Genomic DNA, 16,740 nt, shown 5'->3' on the forward strand with positions numbered 1-16,740 from the left:
AACTGAGTGTGATTGGAATTTTTATAGGTATCATTTGGCAAAGAAATAATAACTCGTATTAGTCAGAGAAACCGTAGTCGCCATTGATATAGTATTTGTCAGACTTGGTCTGATGAATATAATCTTTTTGCTGTTGATGAATACGTTTTTTCTGCATGTACCAGACAGTGCTTCTGTGGTGCACATCCGGCTTGCCTTCAATATTATTCATAAAGAAGAAGTCCACATCACCAGGTTCGGTGACTTCCATACCAGGCAGTACGGTGGGAGCATCTTCCGGTTCCATCGGATGAACCAGCTCAGGGCTGATCAGCACGATCAGTTCGGTTTCGTCTCGTTGAACAGATTTGTTTGAGAACAGAGGCCCGACCAGAGGAATATCACCAATGAAGGGGACCCGATTCAAATCTCCTCGTTGTTGTTCTTGAATCAGACCCGCGATTGCCAGTACCTGTCCTTCACGCAGATCAACGGTTGTGCTGACCGATTGGGTGTCGACACCCAGAATTCCGTTGACCGACAGAGCCGGGTTGACGGTACTGAATGTAGGAGTAACTTGTAATCGAATTCGATCTTTATCAAGCACGGTTGGCAGGAATGTCAGCTGTGTACCAAAGCCTTTGAAGGTTGTGGTAGCAGCTTGAGCACCACCTACACCGACAACGGTAGGCACTGCGAATTCACCACCCGAGATAAAGTTCGCGGGGCGACCACTGATTGTGACCAGGTTTGGTTCGGCCAGAATTTTCGCGTAACCATTCTGAGCGAGAGCCGAGATAAACAGGTCGACATGCTTACTGTTGAGTGATGCTGTTACCAGGCCTGTTCCGCCACCGGCTAATTGTTGTGCGACTCCGGTGAAGATCTGACTGAAGCCAAATTCCCCTGAGTTGACAATTAAGTCTGTGCTGGCAGAACGAGCGGCAGAGCGGTCGATTTGAGCGATACGAACTTTGAGCATGACCTGTTTTTCACCAGGCACTTTCATCATATCGATGACTGTGGCTTCCGGCAGTTTTGCTCCATCAGGGAACGGATCTGCGGCTTCACCCTCTGCGAATAAAGAGCCAGCTCCAACAGCCCCACTACCAACACCGGATCCAGATCCGGAACGGGCACGAATAATGGTGATGATTTGTGTTGCTTCCTGTTCATCACGTGCCTGACCTCGAACAATCAGTTTATCCGCAAACGGAATCAGCTGAACTTTACTGTTCGGGAAGAATTCGTTGATCATTCTCTGGAACTCGCCGTATTCCATCCGGCGAAGGTCTTCGATTGAATTGTCGCCTTCCACTTTGACTTGCACACTCAAAATCTGGGGATTTGCTTCTTCACCCAGCCAGAGAGTCATTGTTGTTGTGCCGGTTTCTTTACCGATCACTTCAACTTCCTGTGCTCCGAAGGCGACGACTTCGATTTTGGTCGGATCAGCAATCGCGACACGGAAGACGTCCATCTTCATTTTCAAAATTTTAGAATGGCGTTGTTGAACACTGAGCTCAACTTCGGATTCATAAATTCGATCAACAAGTTGATGAACTTTTTCTTTTGTTCTAGTGCTTACGACTGGCTTATTTTTCTTTGCTGCTCCAGTTGTAAACCTGGTTGATTTGATTTTTCCTGGAACAGGAGGAGCTGGCGGTACCTGTGCAGCAAGTGGTGTGGCTGTGATAGCGACACCGCAGGCAAATGCCAGCATTGTGCGTCTTTTCCATGAGGCGTTTATAGACATACTTGTCTCCCAATCCTTTGGACGTCAGTTGTGAGATATTGGAGTTCGTAAATTGTTTATGGATTAACATTCACATTAAACCACGTTTAATGGAACCTATTTCAATTTTGTAACCCTGGTGCGACTCAACGTTGTATGTATCGTTTGTGGCCCAATTAATAAGACTGTTGTTTTACAGTTGTTTTGGGGCTGGCTATCAGGCTTTCTCGTTTTCCCTGAAGTATGATTTGACAGGGATCTATTGTTCTAAGAATTCCAGTAGCATCAGTAATATCGGAAAAAGGTATACGGGAGGTTAATATTATTTTTGACCTGTTGCCCAGATTATGCATATTTTAAGTTTTTAGTCATTTATGCTGTTTTCTACTTTACCTTTGACGAGTATCAGGTCGAAAACGATCTATGGTGAGAGACATTGTGCTTTGAGTTCAGAGTAATCATCAATTGTTATCCACCATTTATGCCTAACTAAAAGAGTTGTAAAAACAACATAAAATATAAAAGGTGATCTCATGAATGCGAGTTTTGCATTGCTCATCGGTTTAAGTGTATGGCAGTTTGACGGCGAAGTCGTTCCTGCAAACACAGTCAGTGCTCCCGCAACAATCTCATTAGCATCATGTGAATGTAGTTACCCTGCAGCTCATTCCTGTATGGCTGGTGGGGATTGTCAATCTGGTGGTGGAATTGGTGCTTGTGGAATGTGTGGCAGTCCATACTGCGATGGTTGCTGTAAGCTCAAAAAACGACCCTGGCTGGACTGTAAAACGACCGGGGATATGTATCCTCATTACGCTTACACTCCCGTCTATCATGGTTATTATTACTTTCGACCATACAACTACACGAATATTTTGAGACAAAAGGGAGAGATTATCGCTCTGGGTGGCGATCCTAAGGCTCCTTATTCTCATAAAATGTTCTTGCGGATCTATGAGCAGATTGATTTGACTTCATATGAAGAATCTCCCTCAAATGGAGAAGAGCTTCCAATCCTGGAGCCAATTCATAATCCTCTTCCCAGCCTGGAAGATATTCTGAAAAGTAAGTAGGTGAATTCTGCTTTACAATGCAGGTTGAGGAATTGAATCGAAAATAAAAAGATCTGTACCATTGTGTGCAGATCTTTTTTTATTGCGTCTCAGCAAAGTAATCGTGAAACGGTTTATCGAAACGCTCAGCTTTACCATTGAGGGAATGTTGTGAAGGAATCTGATTCAGGATCGCTTCCCGCGGAATGGAGCATGGGGCAGCGCGAATGGTATCTGGCAACAGCATGGATCTGGGGCGCGTGCTTGTGTTTAACTTGCACCGTGACTATTGCTGATCCGGATCTCTGGGGACATACGTTGTATGGTCTGCGGGCAATCGAGCAAGGCGTTCTGGTCGAACGAACTGATCCATTCTGTTATACCGAACCGGGTGCGGTCTGGGTCAACCATGAGTGGTTTTCCGAACTCTCCTTTGGCTGGCTCTGGAGCCATTTTGGGAATCTCGGTTTGTGGCTCTGGCGTAACTTCTGGCTGCTGGTCATTTTTATTCCCGCCTGGATGGCATTACGAAAATTCCGCGCGAGTCTGGCAGCGGCTGTTTTACTGCTGGTCTACACCGCATTCTGTCTCTCACAGTTTGTAGTGTTTGTTCGCCCTCAGCTAGCTACCTTTGGTTGCTTTGCACTGACACTGTTTATTCTCAGGCATTTTCTGGAACATCCACAGTCGAAAGCCATCTGGTATTTGCCTGCCGTGGTGTTGTTTTGGACAAACTCGCACGGTGGTTTTCTCGCTGGCGTCGGGATGCAGGGAGTCGTGCTGCTCTGGATGGGACTGGGGGTGATGCAATTACGGTATCAACGTCGCGATTTGATTCGCCTGGCGGTTGCCGTCGGCGTTGCGTGGGCACTGACACTGGTGAATCCATATGGGATTGGCTTGCATCAGATGCTTTGGGATCACTTAATTACCAAACAGATTGTGCGCGAGTGGCAGCCACTTTGGGAAGCACAGCAGGCGTTATTGTATTATATTCCCTTTTTCCTGATCGGTCTGGCATTTTTCGGTTCGCGAAAATGGGAGTGGATTGATTTGATTCTGATCGTTGTAGTTGCCTATCAGGCGGTAAGCCACATCAGGCATGTGGCTTTGCTGGCGATCGCAGTCATTATTTTATTACCACGGCCCATCTCGGATGCGATTCGTAATCTATTTCCTCATCTGAACCAGCAATGGGCTGGGGATCAGCGGCTTAAATTGCGTTCATTTTTAGTCGGACTTACTGTGCTCACGGTTTGTGGGTTGGGGATTCATACCGTGGTGAATCTCTGGAAAGAATCGATACCTCCCTGGCAGATTGGTGTCGAAACACAAAGCAGAGCTCCCGGAATGCCTGTTGCATCGATCACCGTCATGCAGGATGAAGCATTGCATGGCAATATCTTAACCGATTATGGCTGGGCGCAGTATGTGATCTGGCAGACGTTTCCAGAATCACGGGTTGCCTTTGATGGTCGTTATCGAACGGTTTATTCGGCTAAGCTGGAACAGGAGTTTGTGGATTTTCAAAAGCTGGACGCCACTTCCAAGGGGCCAACTCCGTTGCTGGATGATTATCCTACCGAAATCTTACTGCTGCCTCGTTCATTACAGGTGCATGGCTATTTGCAACATCGGAGTGATTGGACTCAGATTTATGCAGACCCGCAGGCGATGCTCTGGGTCAAAATACTTCCCCGTTTCGAGAAGGTCATTACTCGGGCAAAACGGAAACAACTGAATCGACCTGATGTACCAAAATGGTGTCTGTTTCCAGCAGACCCTCATGATCATGAAACAGGGAAAGGACAGACAGTTGAGTGACAACAGGGAAAGCTGGAGCAGCAGTGGGAATTACCCCATCATGCAACATAAGAGTTAACTCACTTAGCTGTTCGATTGGGAATCTGAAAAGAGGTCCTGGATCGAAATTCGCTCTGCCAGATCTCCGGAATCGAGTTGAAACAGGATTTCGTCTCCCTCAATATCAACCACAGTCAAAAACTGATCGCCAATCTGAATTGTATCACCTGGGGAAAGTTCAATTTCTAAACGACGGGTTACCAAATCTGCCACGTATGAGCCTTTCATCGAGAAACAGTGGTAAAATCTCTTAAAATCAGCCAGGAGACCGGCGATTGCGATTTCTGTACAAATGATTCATGGGTTGTCTGGTCTTTGAAGGGGGGAGAGATTAGCAGGAGTTCCCGTTTATGGCAATTGAAACATTTGAAGTACATTAGTTTCGTGAAATGGTTCAAAAAGACGTAGAGAGTCCCGTTCTGACAAATCAGAGAGTTTATAGTTGCATTTGATAGGTTTTGTGGTTTAGGATTACAGAAGTTTCCATCTTTTCTATTTCTTCTATCTTCTTTACTGGTATTGCTTTTCTCCAAATTATGTCATTGCAAGAAGTCCAATCGACGGCCACGTTGTTGCCACTGGAGTTTACGCCTTTATTAAAGCGGACTCGGTGGGGCGGGGAGCGTCTGGGCACTCAACTGCATAAACTGATTGGAGTTGAGGGCGATTATGGCGAGAGTTGGGAGCTGTCGGATCATCCGCAGGCCCTCACACCGATTGCCGGCGGTGAATATGCTGGTTGGACGCTGTCGCAACTGATTCAGAAAAATCCGGATGCCCTGTATGGGACCGGGAAATATTTTTCGACGTTTCCACTCTTAATCAAGTTCATTGACGCGACGGACCGTCTTTCGCTTCAGGTCCATCCAGGTGATTCTGAGCAGCTGAATTTTGATGCCGCTCGATCTGGAAAGTCAGAAGCCTGGGTGATCCTTGATGCTGTTGAAGGTAGCTGTATTTATGCAGGGCTGAAGCCTGGTATTACGGAAACAGAGCTCAGGCAGCATCTGGAGCAGGGAATCGTTGAAACGTGTCTGCACCGCTATTCTGTCAAGAAGGGGGATTGCGTTTACATTCCCGCCGGGACTCTGCATGCGATTGGCGAGGGCGTTCTGTTAGCGGAAGTCCAGCAAACCAGCGATGTGACTTATCGTCTGTTTGACTGGCATCGTCTGGATCAGTCGGGTAACCCGCGACCATTGCACATTGAGAACGCCTTTGACTGCATCGACTTCGAACGAGGTCCCGTTGATCTGCTCCAGCCACAGAAACGGTCCGTGGGAACGCATCAGATTGAAGATCTGCTGGAGTCTGAGCATTTCACGATCCGCCGTCATCATTCCGCAAGTTCGTTTCCGCTCAAATCTCTGAATCAGCCCCAGATTCTGGTTGTACTGGAAGGAGCAGGGCAGTTGGACTGCAGTGCGGAAACCTATGAACTGTTCCAGGGAAAAACTCTGTTGATACCTGCATCAGCCTCGGATTGCCAGATTCACGTCGATGGCGAAATGACGTTTCTCGAAGTGGTGCCCACTTGAGCGTGGTGCCTGCTGAATGCCGATTCCCGCTGATTCGGATAGGGTCAGACGCGTTGATATCGTTTGTAGCCTTCGAGTTCGAAATCGTGCAGGGTGCTTTCGAGCTTCTGTTTAATTTCCTGCAGGCGGTCGCTGTCTTCAATTTTGCGATCGTGTTCGTCAAGCACGTAAAAGACATCCACAACCTGGTCCAGGTGTGTTGAGATTTTCGCCATGACGACGGAAAGTCCCATGCGGCTGATCGCGCGTGAGACAATATAGAGCAGGCCCGTGCGGTCGTGAGCGATGACATCGATAATCGTACAACGTTTGGAAGACTGGTTATCGATTTCCACGCGGCCCAGGTCGAATTCACCACTCAGGCTTGCTGATTCCTGGAAACGTTGGTTGTTTAAAAACATCGTTTTGGCATCGCTCTTGCCACTGACCGCGTTTCTGATTTCTTCTTCGATCTTATCGATGCGGCTGCGGGGAACTTTTTTCTCATAATCGTTATCGATCACATGGAAACTGTCGACGACACCGCCGGAAACGCTGGTGGTAATGTGTGCGGAGACGATCTCCATGCGTTTTGCGGTGAAGACACTGACCATACGGTGGAAGCAGGATTGCGAGTACATCGCCGGCGCAATCACATGATAATTGACCGTGCTGGTTTCGGGTTCAAATTCTCCTTCGACGACGATCTGATCAGCGGGAAGATCGTGCAGGATTTCAATATCAGCGGCAATCCGTTTAGAAGAGGACACCAACAGATAATGCGGCGAAAACGAGTTAAATAGTTCTGTGAACCAGGTGTCAGCACTTTCCTCGTGCTCGGGCACTTGCGGGAGATTGAGATGGCTGCGGACGCGTTGTTTGACGCGTGCCAGTCGCTGATCTCGATGATAGCGGGAATGTTTTCCGCCGAGCAATAACATCGTCCGCTCATAGAGGTCTGCCAGCAGTTCTGATTTCCAGTCGGTAAACACGCCCGGACCGACGGCGGTAATGTCGGCAGCGGTCAGTACATACAGCATGCGTAATTTTTCGGGGCTGCCGACTTTCTGACTGAACGCGAACAGTATATCAGGATCTGAGATATCGCGACGAAACGCGAGGTGCGCCATCGTGAGATGTTCCAGGACCAGGAAGACCAGCAAATTCTTCTCTTCCTCTTTCAGGCCCATGCGAATCGCCGTTTCAGCAGCGATCATCGCGCCGACTTTGCTGTGGTCTTCTCCATATCCTTTCCCGATATCGTGTAACAGGATGGACAGATTCAGAATGTCTTTCTTTTCGATATTCTGATAAGAACTTCCCAGGGCAGAGTCATCGTCGGTGAAGGTTTCTGATGCTTCGATGGCGCGAAATGTGTGTTCGTCAACGGTATAGCTGTGGTACTGATTGAACTGCAGCAGGCAGTAAGCGTGTTTCATGTAGGGGATCAGAATATTCAAGACCCCTGTTTCAAACATGACTCGCAAGGTGGGGCCCAGGCTGTTACTCCGTGCGAGGATGTCGCGAAAGAGATCGATGGACCGGTTGGTCAGTGCGGATGGCAGCTTCAAGGCAGATTCGCGGATGGCGTCGAGCAAATCCGGGGCAATCGAGATCCCATACAGTGAGGCGGTATCGAACAGTCTGAGAATTTCTTCCAGATTGCTGCAAACTTGAGCCCGGTATTTGGGAACGACATCCAGATGATCGGGAACAATCTTGAGTATGGAATCGGAACGGTGGGTCATGAGAAAGTCATAGACCCGCGACAAAAATGGCTGCGGACGATGTGCCTTGATAAATCGCTCGGTGATCTCGGCGACGGCTTTACTGTGCCGGAAATATTCCTGCATCAGCAGTTCGACGGGGCGTTGCCCGTTTGTGCCTTGAACCTGGCGTTGTTCAGCCATCCAGAGCTGTGTATCTTTGGTAAACAGGTCCTGTTGCCGACCCGCTTCATAATGCAGTTGAATCCGAACTTTGAGCAGATAGTCTCGGGCATTTTTCAACGTACGGACATCGCGACTGGTGATCCGGCCATCCAGTCGTAACATGTCCAGATTCGCTGTCCCGTAACGGGCGAAGCCAACCCAGCGTAACAGATGAATATCGCGCAGACCACCCGGCGAACGTTTAATGTCGGGCTCCAGCTGCATCACCGCTCCACCGTGCTGCTTCCGCTCTTCCCAGCGGGCAGTGACACATTGCTCAAAAAAGATGCGTCTGCGGAATAAAACAACGTGCCGATAATAAGAACGAATCAGTTGTTCGGAGAGATGCTCATCTCCCCAGATTGAACGGGCTTCAATCATCGCGGTGGCGAACTCAGGTTCGGTGCGCGCCATTTTGACTGAGTCCACAATGGTTCTCACACTGTGTCCCAGTTTTAAGCCGGCATCCCAGCAGCTGCGAACAACGTCTCCAACAAATTGAGAGAACTCATCGACGATCTGGGTTCGATAGAGAAACAGCAGATCGACATCGGAATAAGGGGCCATCAGGCCGCGTCCCGAACCGCCGATTGCAAGAATCGCGCTGTTCTGCATCAGTAATTTCTGCTGTGCCTCAGGGAGCTGTTGCAGTTGATCCTGAATGATTTGCAGGATCAACTGTTCGATGGATTCGGCAATTGCGGTTGCGATCTGCAAGCCACTGGCGCCACTGCGCAGCAGTTCCTCTCCCCGTTGCCGGGCTTGCTCCACCTTAGTGCGGTAGACAACAAATTGTTGTGTCGAGCAGGGCGGAGAAGGCTGTGACATCATCGGTTCCAGGCTGAAACGAAAAAGAAAAAATGGTTGTGGCCCGGGGTCATGACAGGAATTCGCAACGTGAAGCAATCAGTTAATCAGACTGCTTCCGCTCCGGTTTCGCCCGTGCGGATTCGAATGACTTCATCCAGATTTGTAATAAAGATTTTTCCATCACCAATCTGGCCGGTCCGTGCAATCTGTGTGATTGTTTCAATGACTTGAGGGACCATGTCGTCCTGAACCACAATTTCGAGTTTCACCTTAGGCAGAAAATCAACGATGTATTCGTTACCCCGGTAAGTCTCTTTATGGCCGCGTTGACGACCAAAGCCACGTACTTCACTGACAGTCATACCACTGATACCGATTTCCGAAATCGCGTTTTTGACTTCTTCCAGTTTGTAGTGTCGTATGATTGCCTGAATTTTTTTCATCTAAGATTTCTTTCGAAAAGCCAAAATTCGATTCATGCCAGGAATGATGTAAAGCAAAAGGGAGCAAAATTGCGCCCCTCGCTTTACAGTCATTTGTTAAAGGGCGGTATCGCCTGATTCACCGGTTCGAATACGAATAATGTCTTCGACTGGCATCACAAAGATCTTCCCATCGCCGATTTGCCCGGTCCGCGCTGATTCCAAAATCGTATCGACTACGCTTTTGACCTGATCATCGGGAACGATTACTTCCATCTTTGCTTTGGGCAGAAAGTCAACCGTGTATTCAGCACCACGATATTGTTCCTTATGACCTTTTTGGCGTCCAAAACCACGGACTTCTGATACCGTCATACCTTGAACACCAATTTCTGTCAGAGCATCTTTGACTTCTTCCAGTTTGAAATGTCTGATGACAGCTTCCACTTTTTTCATCGGAATTATACTCCCAGGAAAATGCTCGGTTTTCTTCCAGCGCTTTCAGAAACCCAAGCGACTATCACACTTACCTATTATATCGCATTTGGAGAGAAATCTCGATACCTCAATTTAAAATCCCCAAAAACAATAAAAACTATTGGCCTGAAAGGCCATTCAGGACCACTTTCCGGAACATGAGCAAGAGAGCCAGCCCGGTGCTGACTCTCTCTACTCAGCATGTTATAGGAAAATGTATCCCTCTTCACCATGTTGACTCAGGTCAAGACCCTGAATTTCACCATCTTTACTGACCCGCAGGCCCATCGTTAAGTCAATCAGCTTCAGGATGATGATGGTTCCGATCACGGAAATCACAATCGCCGCAGCGACACTGACAAACTGATTGATCAACTGTTGCGAATTTCCTTCCAGTAAGCCGGAACCTTCCGCATCTCCTGTAATCGCTCTGGTCGCAAAGACACCAGTGAGGAGAGCCCCCACAGTTCCTCCGACGCCATGAACACCAAAGGCATCCAGCGAGTCATCGTATTTGAATTTTGATTTCAGAGTAGTACAGGCAAAATAGCAGGCAAACCCTGCAATCAGACCTAAAATAATTCCTGATAAAGGAGTCACGGTCCCACAGGCGGGGGTGATGCAGACCAGACCTGCGACCGCACCAGAACAAGCACCCAGAATACTCGGTTTCCCGTTATAAAACCACTCGGCAGCAGCCCAGGCAAGAACTCCCGCGGCGGCAGCCAGATGCGTGGCGACAAACGCATTGACGGCGTCCGCATTCGCTGCACCAGCACTACCCGCGTTGAAGCCGAACCAGCCGACCCACAGCATGGTGGCCCCGATGAAAGTATAGGTCAAATTATGAGGTGGCATTGGCTCTTGTCCATAACCGAGGCGTTTTCCGAGCAATATAGCACAGACTAATGCTGAAAAACCAGAGCTAATGTGTACAACAGTCCCTCCCGCGAAGTCAAACGCAGGGAACGCTGCACCCTCATTCCATTCACACAACCAGCCAGTATCTGACCAGACCCAATGTGCGATGGGGCAATAGATAAAAGTTCCCCAGAGGACTGAGAAGACGACCATCGAACTGAATTTCATCCGTTCGGCAAATGCGCCACAGATCAGGGCGGGTGTAATAATGAAAAACATCATTTGGAAAACCATAAACAGTGAGGTCGGGATGGCACCATTGTCAGGCACAACAACCGCACCATCTTTCCAGGTTGGGATGATTCCTTTCAGCAGGACATGGTCAAAACCACCGACAAAACCACCGAGAATGTCAGATCCGAAGGCAAGGCTGTAGCCCCAGAGTGCCCAGATCACAGACATCAGCCCCATCAGAAATATACATTGCATCATGACGCCGAGAATGTTCTTTTTCCGGACCAGTCCACCATAAAACAGAGCCAGACCCGGGGCGGTCATCATCAAAACCAAAGCAGATGAGACCATCATCCAAGCCATGTCGGCACCATTTAAGGCAACAGAAGCTTCTAATTGAGCAGGCGCTTCTGCACCAGAGGGCAAGGGGGGAGGATTAGATGCTTCGTCTGCGAAGATCTCTCCGTTACCCAATAGACTTAAATAGCATGTTAAAAATGTACAGTACGTAATCTGTCTGTAGACTCTCCTCATTACAGGGGCCTTTCCGAGCGCAAATAAATTGTCAAAGCAGTGAGCGAGCGCTTTGGTTCTCTGAATTGATCGGACGATCTGTTTGTGAAATAACCAGTTCAGACGATTCTGTTTGAGCGCAGTTTCATCTAATTTGATTTTTTTCTTCAACCGCAATTGCGGTCGGACGTAACAGACTTCACCATATCCACGTCTAACATGATCTTACGATCAAACCAGTTAACGCGTCAGTCTAACAAAGCGTCAGCGTAAAATCACCTATACCGGAACGGGTTTTGTTCAGGTTTGTTTAAGATATGGTTTACTTACAAATTAAACACTTGAATACTGTTCTGCCGGCAGAATTCGTACTCCTGGTGCCCTGCGCCATATTATTTCTGCTCGGAACAATTGTGGGGCAGGGGATCAATGCCTGGGTGAGGCGGATGTCGCTCAAGCCGGTGATTCAGCCTCTCTCGCGCTGCCAGGCATGTGGTGCGCGTATTTCGCGCTGGAAGCTGATCCCTGTAGTGCGCTGGATTCCACTTCAGAATCGGTGCGCCCAATGTTCGCAACCTCTCCCTCGCTCAGAGGTTTTCCTGGAAGTGGCGACCGGGGCGTTGTTTGCGTTTTATTATTTTATGGTCGTACAACTCCGTTGTCTGGATATTCCTTCGGTCATTCCCCCTGAAGGAATGTTTGAATGGCGGCTGCTCAATCACTATGCGTTACTGACATTGCTGGTGGCGGCGACCAGTATTGATTTTCGTGAATATCTGATTCCCGATCAGATCACGGTGACCGGCATGATCATTGGCGTCGCAGGAGCGACGATTGCCGGGCAACTGCAGATCATTCATTTCTGGGTCGACTGGAATCAGGCAATTCCCGGCTTATCAGGCCCTTATATTCCTGACTGGATCAAAGTACATTCTCACTGGCACGGTTTGACCTGGAGTCTGGCGGGGTTGATTGCCGGAGGGGGACTGACCTGGGGGTTGAGGCTGGTCTCTTCGGTCATGCTCGGTCAGGAAGCGTTAGGGCTGGGTGATGTGACTCTGATGGCGATGGTCGGCAGCTTTCTGGGTTGGCAACCGATTCTCCCGATTCTGTTGCTGGCGCCCCTTTGTGGATTGCTGATCGGCTTTATCAGTCGTGCGGCGACGGGAAAAACCTATCTGCCTTACGGCCCTTATCTCTGTGCGGCAACGTTAATCGTCTTGATGGGCTGGCGCTGGATCTGGCTAGCGGAATGGCCGGCAGCGGTTCCGGGGGCTCCTCCCGAATTTTCGATCCGCAAGTTATTTGGCGATGCGCTGGGGCTGGCGATGATCGGTGGAATTGCGCTGGGAGCGTTAATTCTGATGCTGTTTCTGCTGCGAATTTATCGGGCGATTCCAGTGAAACGTCGCTGAAAACGCAGGCATCACTGGGAGATTGAAGCAGTTATGGTTCTGATTCAGATCAGATCCAGTTTCTTGTGCCGCCGTTGAGGAGGCCGAGAACATTCGTCACAGATGCCATACACTTCAAGGCGATGCTCGTTCATGCGGAAATTGATCTGGTCCGCGAGCTTTTGCAGAATTTCCGCAATGTCGTCGTTCTGGAATTCAAACAGTTCCCCGCAACTTTTGCAGATGAAATGATCGTGCTGCGGATAGCCGTAATCGTGCTCGTAAACGTCGCGGTCGTTGGTTCGAGCCACTTTTCGCAGCAGGCCGGCATCTTCCAGCCAGCCCAGCGTGCGGTAAACAGTAGAGCGGCTGACGCGCCGTCCTGTTTTTTGCGCGGACATCCGGTCGACCAGTTGGTCGGCATCAAAATGTTCGTGGGAAGAGAAAACTTCAGCAACGATCAACTCACGTTCCTGAGTTAATCTCATTCCCTTTGTGGCCAGGTACTCTCTGAATTTCTCGGTGGGAGAAACAGCGATTTCCAGGCTTTCAAAATTGAGCACTGTTTATCTCTTCCTCTTCTAAAGTCGTCAGGTACGCGGGTTATTCTGATTCAGGTTGATAAATATCGCGGTCGTTTTCACGTCCCACTTTTCGCAGCAGACCGGCCTCTTCCAACCAACCAATTGTGCGGTAGACCGTCGAGCGACTCACGCGACGCCCGACGCCTTGATCTGCCATTCGCTCAACCAGTTGGTCTGCGTCAAACTGTTCGGAAGAAGAGAACATTTCATTCACGATTAACTCTCGTTCCAGAGTTAATCTCATCCCCTTCGTCTCCAGGTACTCTCTGAATTTCTCAACAGGAGACATCGCGATCCCCAGACTATTCAAGTCGAGCACAGTTGGTCTCTTCCTCATTTATCTCTACTACAGCAATAGAGATGATTACTCGGAGTCGCTGAATTGATCCAGCAGGCGACTTAAAGCGGCGTCCAGCTTTTCGTCGGTCTCGTAAGTCCCATCATCAATGGCTGCCTTGATTTGTGCTAACCGTTCTGCTCGCATTTCAGAGTCGTTCGTCATTTCATCCAGCATACGCCCTGCAGACGAGATCTCTAATTCATCTTGCGGCGAAGAGATCGGCTTCGAGGCAGGCGTCTTATTGGTGTTGGTATTGCTCGGACCGATCTGCTTACTGATAGGTGATGATCCGGAAATAGAACTAGTGCCGTTAACATCCATGGCGGCATTCCCCCTGTCACTTGATCCTGAACCAGTCGGGGGAGAATTCTCCCGACCATTAGTTACTGTATGAGGTTCATGATATCGTAAGACGGGGGATCGATTCAACTGGTAGTCTGCAGTCATCGCCAATTCTTTCATTGAATTCACTGAATTCAAGTGATTTTGCCCCATAATGTAGCAAAGGAACACCTGTTTTCAGATTGTCATCAATATTGAATGTCGAATGGCTTCCTGCACATCCTCCAGCTCAATGGTATGTAAAACGAGATAGGGCTTAGTAGTAAGACATGTTCCTATGTCTTTACGGCCTCAATCGTTGAGGGGAGTCTGAACCTTAATTCCATCGACGCAGCGATTGTAAAAAGTTTAATTCCGGAACAGGAAAACCGCCGTTTGAGACAGGACACGTTGACTCGTAACGATTATGCGGATTACAGGGAGGGGGAAATCCCTGAACTCAAGCCCGAGTGAGACTTTTTTTATTAAGTAGTTCAAAACACATGGTTTATGTGAAAAGAATCGGTTTAGCCACGGGCATAAGGACCAGTGGCGATGCCTTGGAACCGCTCGAGGCCCGCTTTCAGGACTTCGCGAACTGCTCCGGGAACCTGCTCAATCTGTTCCCGATCGACATCCAGGTGAGTACAGGCGCGGAGTCGCGTCTGTCCCATCGCGCCAATGCCGACGCCGACCTCGTGCAGCGCTTTTGATAGTTGCATGGCGTTACCCAGATCAGGGTGGATATCAAAGAAGACCAGGTTGGTTTCTGTTTCTGCAGGATTTGTGGTGATGCCTTCAATCGGCGCCAGTTGCTCGGCGAGGAAGCGTGCGTTGTCGTGGTCCTGCTGCAGTCGTTCGATATTGTTTTCCAGTGCATACACACAGGCAGCGGCGACGATTCCGGCTTGCCGGAGGGCACCGCCGAAGACTTTTCGCGAGCGGCGTGCTTTGGCAATCTCTTCTTTCGAGCCGGCGAGAATGGAACCCATGGGGCAACCCAGGCCTTTGGAAAAGCAGATGGAAATCGTATCGAGGGGAGCACAGACGTCCTTGATTGAATAGCCGGCGGCAACCGTGGCGTTGAAGATCCGCGCACCGTCCATGTGTGTTTTCAAACCGTTTTCGTGAGCCCAGTCACAAATTTCGGTGAGTTGATCGAGCGGGTAATAGTGACCGCCGCCGGCGTTTGTTGTATTTTCGACGCATAATAGCCGGGTGCGACACAGGTGCTGGTCATCGGCGCGAATCTTTCCACGTAGTGTGTCCAGATTCAGCATGCCTTTCTCGCCGGTCAGGGTACGGCAGCTGACGCCACTTAAGATGGCCGGTCCGCCTCCTTCAAACATGGCGATGTGCCCCAGTTCATGAATCAGCAGTTCATCGCCGGGAAGGCAGTGTGATCTCAGCCCCATCTGATTGGACTGCGTGCCCGAACAGGCAAAGACGGCCGCTTCCTTACCCAGCATGTCGCAGATCATCGCTTCCAGACGATTCACGGTCGGGTCTTCCCCGTTCATGTCATCACCCAGCTCGGCGGTCATCATTGCCTCTAACATTTCGGGCGTGGGTTTGGTTTTGGTGTCGCTACGGAGATCGATATAGGCAGGACTGTGCGGATCCACGGCTGGTTTCCTTGTCTTTGATTCTAATAGTGTTTGATTCATTTTGCTCCGGAAGTGCGCGGATTGCAATTCCCTGGGAGTCTTATTTATCTTGAGCGGCTATCTGCAGGTCGTCGAGGGAAAGAAAACTGTTCATGCTGCCGGAACGAAAGCCCTGAAGGTCCAGCGTGACGTTCTGGAAGCCAAGTTGCAGAAATTTCCGGGTAATTTGTTCAAGCGCGGCTGGGGTAGTCAGTTTCTGGATTTGGGGCAGGGGGACTTCGATGCGAGCCAGTTCATTGGGTTCCAGGCGGACGCGGAGTTCGTTGATCTGGAATTCATCACGCAGAAATGCTTCGGCCTGATCGATTTTTTGAACGCGTTCTTCAGTGACTTCCACTCCATAAGCGACGCGACTGGAAAGGCAGGGGTGGGCCGGCTTATTCCAGATGGGAAGTTCCCAGTGCCGGGCCAGGTCTCTGACATCGTCTTTGGTAAAGCCTGCTTCGATGAGGGGACTGCGAACCTGAAAGTCGGAAGCCGCCTGCATTCCCGGGCGGTGATCCCCCCGGTCATCCAGATTCGCGCCGTTGACGAGCGTGGCGTTTTGCCATTCTTCTTTTGCGACGGAGTGAGTGACCAACTGGTACAGTTCGGTTTTGCAGAAAAAACAGCGGTTGGGAGCATTCGCGCGATAAGCGTCGGTGGCGAACTCAGAGGTAGAGATCAGGCGATGCGGAATGCCGATCAATTCTGCCAGACGAATTGCTTCTTCTTTTTCGCCGGACGCCAGGCTGGGGCTGATAGCGGTGACTGCCAGTGCATGAGAGCCTCGTGCCAGAAATGCGGCTTTCGCGACAACAGTGCTGTCAACGCCGGCTGAAAATGCGACGATGATTCGATCCAGGGGAGACAGGAGTTGCTGAAGCTGTTCCTGTTTCCGTGATAATTCTGCTGTCAGCGACATATTCCAAGTGACGGTTCTAAAAGAGGTTATTGTGAGAATTCTTAATTTGACCTGATTATAGACGCAGGGAGAGCGTGATGTCTCGGAACATCAGACGAAAAATCTCTGGTTTCTGCCCAGTGAGCGTCAAAAAGAG

15 protein-coding genes are annotated in these 16,740 nt (G+C 49.5%); 4 read left to right on the forward strand and 11 right to left on the reverse strand.

Annotated elements, in window-relative coordinates:
- Nucleotides 1-58: 58 nt before the first annotated feature.
- On the reverse strand, nt 59-1,735 hold the full coding sequence (locus Enr17x_RS10815; RefSeq protein WP_145308579.1) for a type II and III secretion system protein family protein: 1,677 nt from the start codon (nt 1,733-1,735) through the stop codon (nt 59-61).
- A 512-nt stretch (nt 1,736-2,247) separates the two neighbouring features.
- Here Enr17x_RS10815 and Enr17x_RS10820 point away from each other — a divergent pair.
- Nucleotides 2,248-2,787, forward strand: coding sequence for a hypothetical protein (locus Enr17x_RS10820; protein ID WP_145308581.1), 540 nt, complete (start codon nt 2,248-2,250; stop codon nt 2,785-2,787).
- 150 nt (nt 2,788-2,937) lie between these two features.
- Entirely contained in the window at nt 2,938-4,590 is a 1,653-nt protein-coding gene (locus Enr17x_RS10825) for a hypothetical protein (RefSeq protein ID WP_145308583.1), read from the forward strand.
- 63 nt (nt 4,591-4,653) lie between these two features.
- Here Enr17x_RS10825 and Enr17x_RS10830 read toward each other — a convergent pair whose 3' ends face one another.
- Nucleotides 4,654-4,842 (reverse strand): hypothetical protein, encoded by a 189-nt coding sequence (locus tag Enr17x_RS10830; RefSeq protein WP_145308585.1) that lies wholly within the window; start codon nt 4,840-4,842, stop codon nt 4,654-4,656.
- 323 nt (nt 4,843-5,165) lie between these two features.
- Between Enr17x_RS10830 and Enr17x_RS10835 the strand changes: the two genes are divergently transcribed.
- On the forward strand, nt 5,166-6,167 hold the full coding sequence (locus Enr17x_RS10835; protein ID WP_145308587.1) for a type I phosphomannose isomerase catalytic subunit: 1,002 nt from the start codon (nt 5,166-5,168) through the stop codon (nt 6,165-6,167).
- Between the two features lie 44 nt (nt 6,168-6,211).
- On the opposite strand, the gene glnD is transcribed toward Enr17x_RS10835, so the two are convergent.
- The 4 genes from glnD to Enr17x_RS10855 form a co-directional block, all read right to left on the reverse strand.
- A complete protein-coding gene (glnD, locus tag Enr17x_RS10840) occupies nt 6,212-8,905 on the reverse strand; it encodes a [protein-PII] uridylyltransferase (RefSeq protein ID WP_198001093.1) in 2,694 nt (897 codons plus the stop codon).
- An 86-nt stretch (nt 8,906-8,991) separates the two neighbouring features.
- Nucleotides 8,992-9,330, reverse strand: coding sequence for a P-II family nitrogen regulator (locus tag Enr17x_RS10845; RefSeq protein ID WP_145308590.1), 339 nt, complete (start codon nt 9,328-9,330; stop codon nt 8,992-8,994).
- 96 nt (nt 9,331-9,426) lie between these two features.
- Complete coding sequence (locus Enr17x_RS10850) at nt 9,427-9,765, reverse strand: P-II family nitrogen regulator (protein WP_145214827.1); 339 nt, start codon at nt 9,763-9,765, stop codon at nt 9,427-9,429.
- A 225-nt stretch (nt 9,766-9,990) separates the two neighbouring features.
- On the reverse strand, nt 9,991-11,415 hold the full coding sequence (locus tag Enr17x_RS10855; protein WP_145308592.1) for an ammonium transporter: 1,425 nt from the start codon (nt 11,413-11,415) through the stop codon (nt 9,991-9,993).
- Nucleotides 11,416-11,711: 296 nt separating this feature from the next.
- On the opposite strand from Enr17x_RS10855, the gene Enr17x_RS10860 reads away from it, so the two are divergent.
- On the forward strand, nt 11,712-12,809 hold the full coding sequence (locus tag Enr17x_RS10860) for a prepilin peptidase (protein WP_145308595.1): 1,098 nt from the start codon (nt 11,712-11,714) through the stop codon (nt 12,807-12,809).
- A gap of 44 nt (nt 12,810-12,853) precedes the next feature.
- On the opposite strand, the gene Enr17x_RS10865 is transcribed toward Enr17x_RS10860, so the two are convergent.
- The 5 genes from Enr17x_RS10865 to larE form a co-directional block, all read right to left on the reverse strand.
- Nucleotides 12,854-13,351 carry a Fur family transcriptional regulator gene (locus Enr17x_RS10865; protein WP_145308597.1) on the reverse strand — a complete coding sequence of 166 codons (498 nt, stop codon included), beginning with the start codon at nt 13,349-13,351 and terminating at the stop codon, nt 12,854-12,856.
- A 40-nt stretch (nt 13,352-13,391) separates the two neighbouring features.
- The gene (locus tag Enr17x_RS10870) at nt 13,392-13,691 is read right to left on the reverse strand and encodes a Fur family transcriptional regulator (RefSeq protein ID WP_145308599.1); all 300 of its coding nucleotides are present in this window, start codon (nt 13,689-13,691) and stop codon (nt 13,392-13,394) included.
- Nucleotides 13,692-13,736: 45 nt separating this feature from the next.
- Nucleotides 13,737-14,033 carry a flagellar biosynthesis anti-sigma factor FlgM gene (locus tag Enr17x_RS29575; RefSeq protein WP_198001094.1) on the reverse strand — a complete coding sequence of 99 codons (297 nt, stop codon included), beginning with the start codon at nt 14,031-14,033 and terminating at the stop codon, nt 13,737-13,739.
- 527 nt (nt 14,034-14,560) lie between these two features.
- Nucleotides 14,561-15,658: a low-specificity L-threonine aldolase gene (ltaE, locus tag Enr17x_RS10880; protein WP_198001095.1), complete on the reverse strand. Its 1,098-nt coding sequence runs from the start codon at nt 15,656-15,658 to the stop codon at nt 14,561-14,563.
- 82 nt (nt 15,659-15,740) lie between these two features.
- Nucleotides 15,741-16,604, reverse strand: coding sequence for an ATP-dependent sacrificial sulfur transferase LarE (larE, locus tag Enr17x_RS10885; protein ID WP_145308606.1), 864 nt, complete (start codon nt 16,602-16,604; stop codon nt 15,741-15,743).
- Nucleotides 16,605-16,740: the final 136 nt, after the last annotated feature.

This window comes from Gimesia fumaroli, from assembly GCF_007754425.1.
Classification (GTDB): Bacteria; Planctomycetota; Planctomycetia; order Planctomycetales; family Planctomycetaceae; genus Gimesia; species Gimesia fumaroli.